At 38.6% G+C, this 14,340-nt stretch carries 13 protein-coding genes; 8 read left to right on the top strand and 5 right to left on the bottom strand.

The genetic code is table 11. The features are described from left to right. Positions 1-10: 10 nt before the first annotated feature. The 4 genes from adeI to sdsA all read right to left on the bottom strand — a co-directional run bounded on the left by adeI (position 11) and on the right by sdsA (position 5,145). A complete protein-coding gene (gene adeI, locus HMPREF0013_RS21295) occupies positions 11-1,258 on the bottom strand; it encodes a multidrug efflux RND transporter periplasmic adaptor subunit AdeI (RefSeq protein WP_002116482.1) in 1,248 nt (415 codons plus the stop codon). A gap of 24 nt (positions 1,259-1,282) precedes the next feature. Next, positions 1,283-1,909: a phosphatase PAP2 family protein gene (locus HMPREF0013_RS21290; protein ID WP_002116177.1), complete on the bottom strand. Its 627-nt coding sequence runs from the start codon at positions 1,907-1,909 to the stop codon at positions 1,283-1,285. A 183-nt stretch (positions 1,910-2,092) separates the two neighbouring features. Beyond that, positions 2,093-4,153: a site-specific recombinase gene (locus HMPREF0013_RS21285; RefSeq protein WP_002116069.1), complete on the bottom strand. Its 2,061-nt coding sequence runs from the start codon at positions 4,151-4,153 to the stop codon at positions 2,093-2,095. Positions 4,154-4,167: 14 nt separating this feature from the next. Further along, positions 4,168-5,145 carry an All-trans-nonaprenyl-diphosphate synthase gene (gene sdsA, locus HMPREF0013_RS21280; protein ID WP_002116233.1) on the bottom strand — a complete coding sequence of 326 codons (978 nt, stop codon included), beginning with the start codon at positions 5,143-5,145 and terminating at the stop codon, positions 4,168-4,170. Between the two features lie 441 nt (positions 5,146-5,586). Here sdsA and rplU point away from each other — a divergent pair, with 441 nt between their 5' ends. From rplU to HMPREF0013_RS21245, 7 genes are all read left to right on the top strand, one after another. Further along, a complete protein-coding gene (gene rplU / locus HMPREF0013_RS21275) occupies positions 5,587-5,898 on the top strand; it encodes a 50S ribosomal protein L21 (protein WP_000271409.1) in 312 nt (103 codons plus the stop codon). A gap of 18 nt (positions 5,899-5,916) precedes the next feature. Beyond that, complete coding sequence (gene rpmA / locus HMPREF0013_RS21270; protein WP_002116037.1) at positions 5,917-6,174, top strand: 50S ribosomal protein L27; 258 nt, start codon at positions 5,917-5,919, stop codon at positions 6,172-6,174. 239 nt (positions 6,175-6,413) lie between these two features. Beyond that, positions 6,414-7,109 carry an outer membrane lipoprotein chaperone LolA gene (gene lolA, locus HMPREF0013_RS21265; protein ID WP_002116386.1) on the top strand — a complete coding sequence of 232 codons (696 nt, stop codon included), beginning with the start codon at positions 6,414-6,416 and terminating at the stop codon, positions 7,107-7,109. 115 nt (positions 7,110-7,224) lie between these two features. After that, positions 7,225-8,025 carry an RsiV family protein gene (locus HMPREF0013_RS21260; RefSeq protein ID WP_016802913.1) on the top strand — a complete coding sequence of 267 codons (801 nt, stop codon included), beginning with the start codon at positions 7,225-7,227 and terminating at the stop codon, positions 8,023-8,025. A gap of 118 nt (positions 8,026-8,143) precedes the next feature. Then, entirely contained in the window at positions 8,144-9,415 is a 1,272-nt protein-coding gene (serS, locus tag HMPREF0013_RS21255; RefSeq protein ID WP_002116367.1) for a serine--tRNA ligase, read from the top strand. A 67-nt stretch (positions 9,416-9,482) separates the two neighbouring features. Then, positions 9,483-10,856 (top strand): siroheme synthase CysG, encoded by a 1,374-nt coding sequence (gene cysG / locus HMPREF0013_RS21250; RefSeq protein ID WP_002116039.1) that lies wholly within the window; start codon positions 9,483-9,485, stop codon positions 10,854-10,856. A 43-nt stretch (positions 10,857-10,899) separates the two neighbouring features. Then, a complete protein-coding gene (locus HMPREF0013_RS21245; protein ID WP_002116042.1) occupies positions 10,900-11,373 on the top strand; it encodes a tRNA (cytidine(34)-2'-O)-methyltransferase in 474 nt (157 codons plus the stop codon). A gap of 61 nt (positions 11,374-11,434) precedes the next feature. On the opposite strand, the gene HMPREF0013_RS0105730 is transcribed toward HMPREF0013_RS21245, so the two are convergent. After that, positions 11,435-13,048: a PT dipeptide repeat lipoprotein gene (locus tag HMPREF0013_RS0105730; protein ID WP_031944222.1), complete on the bottom strand. Its 1,614-nt coding sequence runs from the start codon at positions 13,046-13,048 to the stop codon at positions 11,435-11,437. A 101-nt stretch (positions 13,049-13,149) separates the two neighbouring features. Here HMPREF0013_RS0105730 and HMPREF0013_RS21240 point away from each other — a divergent pair, with 101 nt between their 5' ends. Continuing rightward, complete coding sequence (locus HMPREF0013_RS21240) at positions 13,150-14,340, top strand: cupin-like domain-containing protein (protein ID WP_002116005.1); 1,191 nt, start codon at positions 13,150-13,152, stop codon at positions 14,338-14,340.

Below are 14,340 nucleotides of genomic sequence, written 5' to 3'. Positions count from 1 at the left end.
AATCTACCCCTTATGCATTAGATGCTTTCTGTTCTGCTTGAGGTTTACCTGATTGAGCCGGTTTTGTCGCATTTGGAGCTGCACCTTGTGGATTCGCTGGTTGAGCTTGGTAAGGTTTTGCTGAAACTTCTTGCCCTTCTTTAACTTTGGCAACACCGTCAACAATCACTTTATCACCAGCTTTAAGACCGTTAGTCACAATCCAGTTTTGTCCTTGAACACCAGAGGTTTCAACAGGACGACTCTCAACAGCACCTTTGGCATTAACAAGCATTGCTACAGCTTGACCTGTAGGTAAACGTGTAATTGCAGCTTGAGGAATCAGGTAAGCATTAGGAACTACACCTTGAACAATCTGTGCAGTGGTATACATGCCTGGAAGTAACAGATGATTCGGGTTTGAGAATACGGCACGTAAAGTAATCGTTCCTGTATCCTGATTTACAGAAGCATCAGAGAAAGCAAGTTGTCCTTCGATTGGGTAAGTTGAACCATCTTCGAGCTTCAATTTCACTTTCGTGTTGTTACTATTGTTTAAACTGCCTTTGCTAAGTTGTTGACGTAAGCGTAATAACTCGGCACTAGACTGGTTAATGTCAACATAGATTGGATCTAACTGTTGAATCGTCACTAACGGATCAGTTTGGTTGGCAGTCACTAAAGCACCTGCTGTTACAGAAGAACGTCCAGACTGACCAGAAATTGGTGAGCGAATTGTAGAGTAGCCAAGATCAACATTTGCATTCGTTACTTGAGCTTTTGCAGCAGAAACTTGTGCTTCGGCAACATTAACCTGACCAAGTAAGTCGTCATACTCTTGTTTAGATACAGCGTTACTTGAAACAAGTTGCTTATAACGGTTTAACTTAGTACGTAGTGAAGCTAGATTTGCCTGTTGTTGTAAAAGGGTAGCCTTTGCATTTTCAAGCGTTGCACGGTTCGTGCGAGAATCCAGTTCATATAGAGCCTGTCCTTCACGAACGTAACTTCCTTCAGCAAACAAGCGTTTTAAAATAACACCACTTGTTTGAGGGCGAACTTCAGAAATTTGATATGCTGAAGTACGGCCGGAGAGTTCAACGCTTTGTTCAACACTTTGTGGTTGAGCAACAATAACACCTACTTCTGCAGGCGGCATTTTCTGAGCAGCAGCAGCTTGCTGTTTCTCATCGGAGCCTTTGCTACAACCAACAAGTGCGATACTTGTTGCTAATGCGCAAGCAGTAAGGGCAGGAGCCCAAAGCTTAGCCGACATCATTGTTCCACCTCGTTTAGATAAAATCTAAAAATATATTTGTTTTCTACTTAACCTACTTTGTGTTTGTAATAACCAGAGCCAAAGCAGTGCAATCCAAATAAAACCTATGCCCCAACCGGCGAGTACATCTGTTGGAAAATGAACTCCAGCATATATTCTTGAAAGCCCCATGCAGATAAACCAAAGACAGGAAATCAAAATGATATAAGGAGAGTTAGTGTTGGGCTTATGGCATAACATTATAATTGCCATACAAGCCAGTGTTGATGCATAAACACTATGTGCACTTGGGAACGATGCACCATAACTTTCGACAATATGATATACCTGTGGAGGTCTTGGACGGTCAACACACCACTTGAGCAGCCAACCCGTGATGATACTGCCAAGAACACCCACGCTAATGAAAATAACAGTAATATATTTTTTATACCATGCTTGATATATACACACCAATAAGGATAAAAAACATACAAAAGGCATACCGCCTACACGTGCTAGAAAGGTCGTAATAGAGTTAAGATAATCTGATCGATTTTCACTCAATATTTGAACGGTGAGAAGATCCAAAGATTGAAGTCTTGGTACAAAAAGACCAAGAACACCTAATCCTAAAAAAATACAACCAATAAAAAGCAATAAATAGGGCATGTATATACCTTTGCTCGTTCAAGCAGTGTCTACTACTGAAAGCCGTTAAAAGTGTACTTGCCAGTACACTTTTTTTCAAGCCTGATAGATCATCGTAAATTCATTTTGAAAATTTTTTAACATTTGGAAAAACAATCACAACAAAATTGACGAAAATCACATTTTGTGTACAAAGCAAAATTCTTAGTGGTCTGCTTTTTTCCCGTTATTTGTTGAGGTGTTTTCTTCAAGTTCTAATGGTTGTTTCGGTGGCCAGAAAAAATCGCTTGGACGAGTTAAAAAATGGGTCATGACCAATTTGGCTAAAGGTTTCCATTGTTCAAAGCGGACTCGACGCGCTCGTAATGCCACAATAATCGTTAAGGTGAAACTCACAAATAAGTTAGTGAGACCAATGCATAGCACACCAAGAAAGGACACGATAATCAGTCCGATATCTGGGCTGCCGTTAATAGTCATTAAACCTTGAATAAAGTTAGCGGATGCAAAGGCAATATGGCGAATATCTAAAGGTAGACCTAGGATAAAGCCTATGGTCCCCATACTTCCTAGCATAATACCGAATAAGAAGTTACCGGCTAACGCACCTAAATTACGTTCAATATATTCAGCAAAACGGTTAAGGCGATCTTGCCCAAACCAGCTAGCTAAACGGCGATGTGCTCTTAGACGCGGGCCGACTTTTCGGTAAACAGCCATGTTGTCAAAGTATCCTGCAATGAGACCTGACAAAAACAAACATACTCCAGCAATTGCTGCATGGGGAACTGCTAATGAAGTAAAGGGGTTTAGACTGTGTAGAAGATAAGTTGCTTTAGTATGGGTTAATAACGGTTCATCAAGGTAAAACTGCCAAGCAAAAGTGATGAGTGCAGCAGTAGGAATCGCAATTGAAATATTGCCCAAAATAGCAATAAATTGCGTTCGGATAATATTAATAATAAGCGCCGCTAACTCTGCAATTTGAGCCGTTTTAGAGCCTTTACGTTGCTGCACTGTTGCAGCAAGAGCCGCCGCCGTCATAGCGGGTTGCTTGGTCGCAACTGTAAAATGCAGAACATGAATCAGAATGAAACCTAGGGAATAATTCATACTGAACGTAAAGGCTTGCATGAGCGGGGCCATTGTCATTCTTGCAGCAAGAATTTTTAAAGATGCCATAAAGGCAATAATGACACCTGCACCAGCGGCAGCTTTATACATTCCCCAAAAGCCTTTGGTATCCGTACTTACGTAATGTTCACCTGTTCGGCTAGCATTTTCTGTTACCTGAAAAGCAATAAGTTCACTGGTCGTACTGAGTAATGAGCGAACACTTTTTTCGCTGTAATGTGCCTTGGTTAAATCGGAAATCAGATGTCCTAAAGAAACATATTTCCCTTTAGTGTTATCTACGACCAGATAAAGTAATAACTCAATTCGATCAAGACATTGCTCAAGTAATGATAGTAAGTAAGTCAAACTTAAGCTGACACCAATTCGTTTGGTCGCACGACGAATCTTTAAAACGACATCTCGGCACTGTTCCAACATAACAAATGCTTGTGATGCATCGGGCGGGGAAATAACTGCAATTTCATGTTCAGAAATTTCTTGTTTTTTATACTTTTCAATAAACTCAATAATTTCACGGTTCTGAACTAAAAATGGCGACTCATATTCTGTTAATTCTGGCTGAGCGTTAATAAATTCAGGATAAAGACCAATTCCACTAATTCGATAGGATAGGACTGTAATGGCTTTAATCATTTCACTTTGAATGACTAACTTCTCATCGACATTACTTTGGCTTTGCCCAATAAGGCCAAATAAATTTGCCCAATCTTCATCATCAATATTATTGAGCCAGATTTTGTCACTCTCTAGATAGAAAATTTTTCCAATTAATATTTTGAGTTGGCTTGAGTCTTCAATTAGCGGTAAAAAATGTGCTCCGAGTCTTTGCCCAAGCTGGTTCCAGAAACCATCTAAAGACAAGATTCCGCTATCGGCATATAAACTAACTTGCTTATAGCGATTAATTAAACGTAATAAAAAAGTTTGTAGTAAGAAGGGCGCTGTAGGTGTGCGCAAAAGACTTTCAATAAAAGCCTGTATTTTTTTCTTAATTTCATCCGTATCTTGTGGGTTGGATGGTCGGATGACATTGACGAGTTCAATTAGTAGATTTTCATCAATGACAGCTCGAGGGTCCTCAAGCTGCTTCTCTATTTTTAAAAAAAGATCTGAAAAATTTATATGCATAGGCAAAATAATATCTATTGTATTCGATGTAACGCAAGCTGAGTTAAGTTAATCAAAGCCTGACGATACGGTGTATCGGGTAGGTTTGATAAAGCTTGCAGTGCTGCTTCTGTTTCTTCTTGAGCACGTTGGTTGCAATAATCTAAAGCACCAGACTTCTGTACAATTTCGATGACCTGAGATAGTTGGTCTACTCCACCGGTTGCGATACTGCGACGAATAATCGCATGCTCTTCACCTGTTGAGCGTGCTAATGCAGAAATTAACGGTAAAGTTGGCTTACCTTCCATTAAATCATCACCAATATTTTTACCTAATGTTTCAGCATCAGAGGTGTAGTCTAAAATATCATCAATAATTTGGAATGCATTACCAAAATGACCAGCAAACAATCTTAATGGCTCACGGTACGCTTCTTGCCCTGCCAAAATAGCAGCACCTTCTGTAGCCAGCTCAAACAGGCGAGACGTTTTACCATGAATAATTTTTAAATAAGTTTCTTCAGTTGTATCTGGTTGATGCTGTGATTGAAGTTGTAATACTTCACCTTCAGCAATTTCACATGTCCCTGTTGAAAAGTCTTTCAATAAAGTCATGTTGTTTAAATCGACCAGTAAATCGAAAGCACGAGCAATCAAGAAGTCTCCGACTAAAACAGCTGTCTGATTGTTCCATGTCGCATTTGCTGTAGGGCGACCACGACGAAGCCCAGATTCATCTACCACATCATCATGGACTAGTGTCGCGGTATGTAACATTTCAATGATTGCAGCTAAACGCTGTGCATTTGCCATGTTATCTAAGCCACAAGCACGTGCTGCAAGCAAACACATGATTGGGCGCATACGCTTTCCGCCAGCTTCAACGACGTGTTTGCTGACAGACATGACTAAACCAACTTTTGAGCTAATTCCTTCATTAATCAAGTGATCCATCGCAGCGAAGTCTGAAGCAACAGGCGCAAGAATGTCTTGCTTGAAATCGATGACCATATGAAGAAAAACCCCGTATTGGTAGATAAGTGGCGTTAGTGTATCAATTAAAGATGTGTTGCACAGGTTAACAAGTGGCTGATATTAATCATTTCTATTGTTTTTAAGCGTTTTTTGTTCTTTATTTAAGCAAAATACGATGTTTTCGGCAAAACAATAAATTTAATGACATCAGCATTAATACAACTTGTTCTTGACGCAATTTGTGTTTGGAACTGTATTTTAATTTTCATTCAGAATCAATGAAAACTGCTAAATTCCAGTCCAAGCTGTTTGATTTTGTAAGAATAGGGGATCATGCTTTACTGATAGATAGAAAATACTTGTCGTTTGATCAAATTTCACTTAAAATCTGTCGCCTTGTATAACCCCAGTGGCGATCGTTTTAAGATCGATATATCCCTTTATCGACACGACGACACGGGCTGATTGGAGTACATTATGTACGCAGTAATCCAAAGCGGTGGTAAACAGCACCGTGTAGTTGAGGGTGAAACCCTTAAAGTTGAATTATTGAAAGCTGAATCTGGTGCGACTATTACATTTGATGATGTATTAATGGTTGTAAACGGTGACAACATTCAAATCGGTGCTCCAGTTGTAGCTGGCGCTAAAGTAACTGCAGAAGTGATTGGTCATGGTCGTCACGACAAAATCCGCATCATCAAAATGCGTCGTCGTAAACACTACCGTAAACAACAAGGTCACCGTCAATGGTTCACTGAGTTGAAAATTACTGGTATTTCAGGCTAATCACGAGGAGTAAGAGACATGGCAACTAAAAAAGCCGGTGGATCGACGAAGAACGGTCGTGATTCAAACCCAAAAATGTTAGGTGTTAAAGTTTACGGCGGTCAAGCTGTAACTGCTGGTAACATCATCGTTCGTCAACGTGGTACAGAGTTCCACGCTGGTGCAAATGTTGGTATGGGCCGTGACCATACTTTATTTGCTACTGCTGACGGCGTAGTAAAATTCGAAGTGAAAGGTCAATTTGGCCGTCGCTACGTAAAAGTTGAAACTGTATAAGTTTTAGCTCGAAAAAAGCCCACATTTTGTGGGCTTTTTTTATGGCATTTATTTTTATTCATCTTCATCATGATGAATGAAATTCTACAAACAACATGAATAACATAACAAAATATCTTATTTTCTCAATGATTAGCACAGAGTTTGTCGGTTAATATGAGTCTTGAATTAAGAGCTTACTCAGCTTCATAACTTTGAAAGAGAGTAAGTTGTCTTACAGCAACTAAAAAGGTGATGACATGAATATGCTTCGTAAAACTATGTGTGCTATTACACTTAGCGCGTCAGTGCTTGCTCCTGTAATGAGTACTACAGTGTTTGCTGCGCCTGTAGCAGCACCGGAGCAACAGGCAATTGGGAACCTGGTTAATCAGTTATCAGGTTTACAGCGTTTGACTGCCGACTTTGAACAAACAACTAAAGCCAATACAAAAACTGTGGCACAGAAAAAGAGTTTAAGTGCACAGCATATGAACCAGACATTTAAAGGCTCAATGAAAGTTGAGCGTCCGGGGAAATTTTATTGGGAAACAGTAAGTCCTGCTAAACAAACTATTGTAACGAGCGGAAAAACAGTTTGGATCTATGATCCAGATTTACAACAAGCTGTCCGCCAAAACTTAGATGATCAGGTTGCAGATACACCAGCATTATTACTTTCTGGTAATACCAACCAAATCATGAAGTCTTATCGTGTAACACAACCCGATAAATCTAAACTTTATTTCACATTATTCCCTAAAAAAGAAGATGGGGCATTCCAAAGCTTAACGATTAGCTTCGGAGCAAATAAAGCACCTACACTTATGGTATTACAAGACTCATTAGGTCAAACCACCTATGTACGCTTTAAGAACGTTAAAGTAAATGCTTCAATTCCGGCATCAGTCTTTAACTTTACGCCGCCAAAAGGTACAGATGTTATTGACCAATAATTAAAGCCTCTTCAAAAAAGCTACTTTAACGGTAGCTTTTTTTATATAAGAGAAACAGATACATTTTTTAACCCCGTCTTATTCTTACGCTTTGTATAGTGTTAGAGATAAATTCATGGGGATTATTATGCGACTTTACGATAAGAAAATTATTTATATTCTTCCATTAATGGCTGCAATGGCAATTGTGACTGGTTGCCAACCAAAGTCGGCAGCCAAAGAAGAGCAGGCTGCTTCGACTGCAAAAGTTAAAGAAACGAAAGAGGCTGGTGTTCCTGTAATTCAAGCAAAAGTAATCCCGGTAAAATTGCCAAAATCAAAAGTTTGCTTAGAAGATGGTTGTACTGAGTATGATTTTCAAACAGTACAGACCAATCAAAAATGGATTAATGATTACTTCACCAATCGTATAAAGAAAGCAGATCCGAATGCTTTTGCAAATTTAGCCGATCAACCAGTTGAAGTACCTGAAGGTGAACCAAGTTCAAGTCAAAGTGCAATTTATGTTCGCTATTTAGGGCAAAACTATAATCTTGCTACCTTTGCATTACAGACCTATTCATACTCAGCTGGTGCTGCACACGGCATGTCTCATCAAGAATTTGTAAATTTTGACTTATTAAATAAAAAGCACATTACTGTTGCTGAACTTATTCAGCCAGATGTTGAAAAACAGTTGGTTGATGCTCTTTTTGAAGCAAATACAAATTGGCTTCAAGCACATAATATTAGCCGTGAAAAACTTCAGCTAAGCGATAATTTCTACTATGGTGCTAATGGCATTGTATTTGTCTATCCAATTTATGAGCTGGCTTCATATGCAGAGGGAATGTCTGAATTAACGCTGCCATATTTTGAAGCGGGTAAGTTCATTAAACCTGAGTATTTGCCAAGTGTGCCAAACTATAACTTTTAAAATAAGTGATCTATTCTAAGAATTGTGTGAAAGCTATTCGTTATGAAGATGATCACTATATTTTTTAGTGTTAAGGCCTTACACTATAGCCAGTTTTTTACCCATATTATGATTGATTATGATCGACCCTAAGTTACTCAGAAATAATATTGAAGCCGTTAATGCGGCTTTGGCAAAACGCGGTGTTCAATTAGATGTTCAAGAATGGGCTTCTTTAGAAACTCGCCGTAAAGATTTGCAATCAAAAACTGAAAAATTGCAGGCAGAACGTAATGCCGGTGCAAAACAAGTGGGTCAGATTAAAAAATCCGGTGGTGATGCTTCTGAAATCATGGCGCGTATGCAAGCCATTGGCGACGAAATTAAAGCTGCTGAAGTTGCTTTGTCAGAGTTACAAAACGAGATTGAACAAAAAGCGTTGAGTATTCCTAACTTACCAGATGAGTCTGTTCCTGCTGGTAAAGATGAAGATGACAACGTTGAAATCTCAAAATGGGGTAAGCCTCGTCAGTTTGATTTTGAAATCAAAGATCATACTGATTTAGGTGAGTGGATGGGTGGTTTAGAGTTTGAAACCGCTACTAAATTGACTGGTTCACGTTTTAGCGTATTGAAAGGTTCTTTAGCACGCCTACAACGTGCATTAACGCAGTTCATGCTTGATACCCATACTTTAAAGAATGGCTATACAGAAGCTTACGTGCCTTATTTGGTCAATGCTGATTCACTTCGTGGTACTGGTCAGTTGCCAAAATTTGAAGAAGATTTATTCAAACTTCAAGGTGAAAAAGAATATTACCTCATCCCTACAGCAGAGGTTCCTGTTACTAACTTTGTTCGTGATGAGATTATTGATACTGAACGTTTGCCTTTAAAATATGCAGCGCATACGCCATGTTTCCGTAGTGAAGCTGGTTCTTATGGTCGTGATACCCGTGGTTTAATTCGTCAGCATCAATTTGATAAAGTTGAAATGGTGCAAATTGTTAAACCTGAAACATCTATGCAAGCACTTGAAGAGCTTACTGCACATGCTGAGGGCATTTTGCAGGCACTAGGTTTACCATACCGCAAAATTTTGCTCTGTGGTGGGGATATGGGCTTCGGTGCTACTAAAACTTACGACTTAGAAGTTTGGGTTCCAAGCCAAAATACTTATCGTGAAATCTCTAGTTGCTCTAATATGGGTGATTTTCAGGCACGCCGCATGAAGGCGCGCTACAGAATGGATCAAAAGAAGACCGAATTGGTGCACACACTAAATGGTTCAGGTCTGGCAGTTGGACGTACTTTACTTGCTGTAATGGAAAATTACCAACGTGAAGACGGTTCTATCGAGATTCCAGAAGTATTACGCCCATATATGGGTGGTGCAACGTTTATTGACTAAGCTTTGCATCTAAATTGTGCACGGTTTTTGCTTAACCCAAATCAGATGATTAATGTAGAGGTTTAAGGTGGATATTTTTCCAATCTCTTTAAAGTTGCAACAGCAACATTGTCTGATTGTAGGTGGTGGGCATATTGCATTGCGCAAAGCAAACCTTTTAGCCAAAGCGGGAGCAGTAATCGATATTATTGCTCCTGCAATTGAAGAGCAGCTTTTACAGTTAGTCAAAACGACAGGCGGAGAGTATTTTGCCGAGTCCTTTGCTAAAAAAATATTAAATACACCATATCGATTAGTGATTGCTGCAACTAATGATGCGCAAGTGAATAAAGCTGTTTTTGAACAATGTGAAGCGCGTAATTTATTGGTCAATAGTGTTGATGATATTCCACATTGTCGCTTTATGGTTCCAGCTATTATTGATCGTTCTCCGTTAATTATTTCTGTCGCTTCAAATGGTGCATCACCAGTTTTATCAAGACAACTTCGTACTCAAATAGAAACAATTGTTCCGCATGGCATGGGTAAGTTGGCTGAGTTTTCTGGTCAGTGGCGTAAGCAGGTAAAAGAAAAAATTCCCAATCCAGATGAGCGTCGGATTTTTTGGGAAAATCTCTATGCTAGCCCATTGAAAGAACAAGTTTTCAATGACAATTTAGAAGTTGCAAATAGTTTGATTCAGCAAGCTCTAACAGAATGGACTGCACCTAAAGGTGAAGTTTATTTGGTAGGCGCTGGACCGGGTGATCCAGAGTTACTGACACTAAAAGCATTACGTCTTATGCAGCAAGCTGATGTTGTGATTTATGATCGTCTTGTTTCTGCGCCCATTTTAGAGCTTTGCCGTCGTGATGCGACTAAAATTTATGTCGGTAAAGCGCGTTCAAATCACTCCGTTCCCCAAGATGGCATCAATGCTTTACTGGTTGAGTATGCTCAAAAAGGAAAGCGTGTTTGTCGTTTAAAGGGTGGTGATCCATTTATCTTTGGACGTGGTGGTGAAGAGATTCAAGAGCTCGTTGAGGCGAATGTCACTTTCCAAGTTGTACCAGGTATAACAGCAGCATCAGGCTGTTCAGCTTATGCGGGCATTCCATTAACACATCGTGATTATGCACAAAGTGTTCGTTTCTTGACTGGGCATTTAAAGGAAGGTTCAGCTGAACTTCCTTGGAATGAGCTGGTTTATGAAAATCAAACTTTGGTTTTATATATGGGACTAGTTGGTTTAGAACGCATTTGTGAGCAACTTATTGCTCATGGCCAACGTGCTGATATGCCAGTAGCTTTAATCTCTAAGGGAACCACACCAGACCAGAAAGTTGTAGTTGGAACATTAGCTGATATCGCAACAAAAGTGTCTGAACATCATATTGTAGCACCGACTTTAACCATTATTGGTGAAGTGGTGAATTTACGTGAACAGTTAAAATGGCAATAAGTTCATTTGAGTTTATTGCTGGTTATTAAAGTCGAGAAAATTTGTGATTCATGTTGTCCTATACGAGCCTGAAATTCCTGCCAATACAGGCAATATCATTCGTTTATGTGCTAATACTGGTGCACAGTTACATTTGGTCAAGCCTTTAGGTTTTGAATTAGATGATAAAAAGCTCAAACGAGCAGGCCTTGATTATCATGAATGGGCACGTATGCAAATTTGGGACAACATAGAACTTTGCCTTGCTGACCTGAAAGCTAAAGGGGTTGAGCATGTTTTTCCACTCACCACTAAAGGTTCTGCAACTCCGCATACAGTTGATTTGAATCGACCTGTGGCTTTACTGATGGGGCCGGAAACACGCGGTTTGCCTGAGCATGTTCGCTTGATGTTCCCACAAGAACAGTGGATTCGTTTGCCGATGGCGGAAAACTCAAGAAGTTTAAATTTATCTAATGCAACGGCTGTGATTGTTTATGAAGCATGGCGTCAGCAGGGTTTTAAAAACTTAGGATAAGTTAATAATTTTTAAATAAAAATAAGGCCACAGTTGTGGCCTTATTTGTTTTTTAGATGTCTTATTTAGGGAAAACAACACCACTTGCTAAATCATAATTTGTTGGTGAGTTAGTATAGACCGATCCAAGTCGAACTGCAAAGAACCAGCCTAATGTACCTTGGTCTTGAATCCGATTTTCAACGATATAAGGCTCATCTGTTTCGGATGCAGCATCTTCAATAAATACTTTATATTCAATAGGTCCTGTATTTTCACTGTCGCGCTCAAATAGATAACCATCAATATTAAAGAAGCCTAGGTTATTGTTCGCGTCGACTAATCTGTAACCTTCAGCTGCCTGTTCTTTAAGAAGTTTTTCAAGTTTAATTGCATCATCCTTGTTGAAAGGAATATGTTGCGGAACTTCAAAATAACGATATGCATAGGTTCCATTATGGGTACTGCTATTTACGCAAGTAGGTACATAGAAGGTTCCATTCGTTGTGCCATTATTGGTGAATTCTGAGTTTGCGTAAATTAGCTTACAACCTTGTGCACCAAGTTCATTGAAGGCATTTAGAATACTTGTGCGAGAAGTGTTGGTTAAGAAGCGATTAGAATACGAATAGGTTGCAGGTTTCTTATCATTTTTCACAAATAAATATTTATCTGTATCAGATGTAACCTCGCCAAATGAAAGCTTATATATATAGCCTAAGCTACCTTGTTTATTTAACTCATTCACCCATAGTAAATAACGGTTTGCTACTGAATTAGTTTTAACATCAACTGTTTTATAGGTGTATGTGTCAGTGGATTTATTGTTTTTAACATATAAATTTTTATACAGCGCAAAGCTTCCATCCGGATTATCTAATCTTACAGATGGCGTGAGAAGAGCGTAGCCTTGGCGTCCTTGATCATTAAGTTGACTTAATACGTCTGCCCAAGATTCCTTATTATCTCCTAGTCTAAAACTTGCTGTTGCCAATACTTGAGTTGGCTTTTGCATGCTTGCTGGTGGAGTTGTTTTTGTGAAGCAGGTATTTGTGAGATCAAAGTTTGCTTGCTGCAAATAATTATGTATCGCATTTGGTTCATCTGTAGGAACTAGACAGAATTGGTTTGCATTTTTAAACCCTAGAATAGCTGGCTGTTTCTGCGTTAGCTTTCCTGCTACTACAAGCTGCCAATCTACTTTGTTATAGCTTGAGGTTTGTACTGTCTGAGGTGCTCCAATATTTGAAACCAGACTAAAATCTTCAGCTTGGCGGTAACTTGCAACAATGTTACCTGTACAGTTCGATTCATTCTCATAACGTACTGTTTCACTGGCAAATCGCACGCTGTTATCAGAAACCTTAATGACATTCATTTTTAGAGCAGAGCCGTTAATACAACCTCCTTTGCCTGCTAACCAACTTCCAACAAAGCGATCCGCTACACTTGTTGGTGTTGGTGTTGGTGTTGGTGTTGGTGTTGGTGTTGGTGTTGGTGTTGGTGTTGGTGTTGGTGTTGGTGTTGGTGTTGGTGTTGGTGTTGGTGTTGGTGTTGGTGTCGGTGTTGGTGTCGGTGTTGGTGTCGGTGTCGGTGTTGGTGTCGGTGTCGGTTCCGAATCGTTATCATCAGATCCGCAACCACTTAAAGCTATAAAAATCAAAGCAATGCTGCTTCCTTTTAGTATGTTATTCATCACATGAACCCTTTTTTTATTAAAAATGTGAAAATTTAACATTTTTAAAATAGATCAATTATAATGCAGTTGTAAAGATCAAATTTGAAAAAAGGTTCAACATGGCAGCTTATAATCAAATTGAAATATTCGAACAAAGCCAAAAATGGTTTGACCAGTTGCCATTAGAGTGGAAAAACTGGCTTGAAGAAAACTTAGAAAAAGGGTGTGGAGTTGAACAATTAGTCGATGTATTAAAAGCAAATGGATTTGAACCAAAGTTTGAAATGAATGATTTGAAATTTCAGACTTTATTGGATCATGATCAAGAGTGGATAATTGAACAAGTTTTAAATAAGGTAACGTCTTCGGAAATTATAAAAATATTAATAGAGCAGGGGCATGATGGTTTAAAAGTAAAAGAATATTTAAATAATTTAGAAAATAATAAGTTATATAAAATTTTGAAGAAAAAGCATCATCAGCTTAAAAAATGTGAATGGTTAATAGAAACTGTAGATCAATTGGCACAGCTAAACTCTGACTATAGTAAAAAAATTCCTTCTATTACTGCTCCAAATTTTTCTGATTTTGTGAAGGGTTACTATAGTCAACATCGTCCTGTGATTTTAAAAAAAGGAATAGAACATTGGCCAGCTTTGCACAAATGGTCTCCGCAATATTTTGCTTCTAAATTTGGTCATCATTTAGTTGAAGTTCAGATGAATAGAAATTTAGATGAACAGTTTGAAAGACATTCTCCATCATTAAAACAAAAAATGAAGATGGCAGAGTTTGTATCAAAAGTTATGTCAGTTGATGCTAGTAACGATTTTTATATGACTGCAAATAATGCATCAAATAGTCATCAGATGCTTCAAGAATTATTTTCAGATATAGATGATTTTGCAGATGGTTACTGTGATTTGGCTTTAAAGGATGACCGTAGTTTTTTATGGTTTGGACCTAAAGGAACATTTACACCTTTACATCATGATTTAACGAATAATATGTTAGTTCAAATTTATGGGAGCAAAAAAGTAACTTTAATTCCTGCATTGCAAGTTCCTCATCTATATAACGATCATTGGGTATTTAGTGAGTTGAGTGATACAAATAAAATTGATTTTGAAAAATATCCTTTAGCAAAATCAATTACTCCTGTTGAATGTATTTTGAATGCAGGGGAAGCTCTATTCATCCCGATTGGTTGGTGGCATAGCGTAGAAAGTTTGGATGTCTCAATCAGTATTTCTTTTACCCATTTTAATGCACCAAATCATTATATTGATCGGTTTCCCAAAGAGGTTTAA

The sequence above is a fragment of the Acinetobacter sp. SH024 genome (assembly GCF_000163635.1).
Lineage (GTDB): Bacteria > Pseudomonadota > Gammaproteobacteria > Pseudomonadales > Moraxellaceae > Acinetobacter > Acinetobacter pittii.
Note: the sequence above shows the minus strand (reverse complement) of the source record. Positions and strands in the feature narration are given on the sequence as shown.

What these genes read in the sequence shown, in the direction of transcription:
- rplU (WP_000271409.1), top strand. Translation starts at nt 5,587, where the DNA reads ATGTACGCAGTAATCCAAAGCGGTGGTAAACAGCACCGTGTAGTTGAG.
- HMPREF0013_RS21290 (WP_002116177.1), bottom strand. Translation starts at nt 1,909, where the DNA reads ATGCCCTATTTATTGCTTTTTATTGGTTGTATTTTTTTAGGATTAGGT.
- HMPREF0013_RS21260 (WP_016802913.1), top strand. Translation starts at nt 7,225, where the DNA reads ATGGGGATTATTATGCGACTTTACGATAAGAAAATTATTTATATTCTT.
- serS (WP_002116367.1), top strand. Translation starts at nt 8,144, where the DNA reads ATGATCGACCCTAAGTTACTCAGAAATAATATTGAAGCCGTTAATGCG.
- HMPREF0013_RS0105730 (WP_031944222.1), bottom strand. Translation starts at nt 13,048, where the DNA reads ATGAATAACATACTAAAAGGAAGCAGCATTGCTTTGATTTTTATAGCT.
- rpmA (WP_002116037.1), top strand. Translation starts at nt 5,917, where the DNA reads ATGGCAACTAAAAAAGCCGGTGGATCGACGAAGAACGGTCGTGATTCA.
- adeI (WP_002116482.1), bottom strand. Translation starts at nt 1,258, where the DNA reads ATGATGTCGGCTAAGCTTTGGGCTCCTGCCCTTACTGCTTGCGCATTA.
- HMPREF0013_RS21285 (WP_002116069.1), bottom strand. Translation starts at nt 4,153, where the DNA reads ATGCATATAAATTTTTCAGATCTTTTTTTAAAAATAGAGAAGCAGCTT.
- lolA (WP_002116386.1), top strand. Translation starts at nt 6,414, where the DNA reads ATGAATATGCTTCGTAAAACTATGTGTGCTATTACACTTAGCGCGTCA.
- HMPREF0013_RS21240 (WP_002116005.1), top strand. Translation starts at nt 13,150, where the DNA reads ATGGCAGCTTATAATCAAATTGAAATATTCGAACAAAGCCAAAAATGG.
- sdsA (WP_002116233.1), bottom strand. Translation starts at nt 5,145, where the DNA reads ATGGTCATCGATTTCAAGCAAGACATTCTTGCGCCTGTTGCTTCAGAC.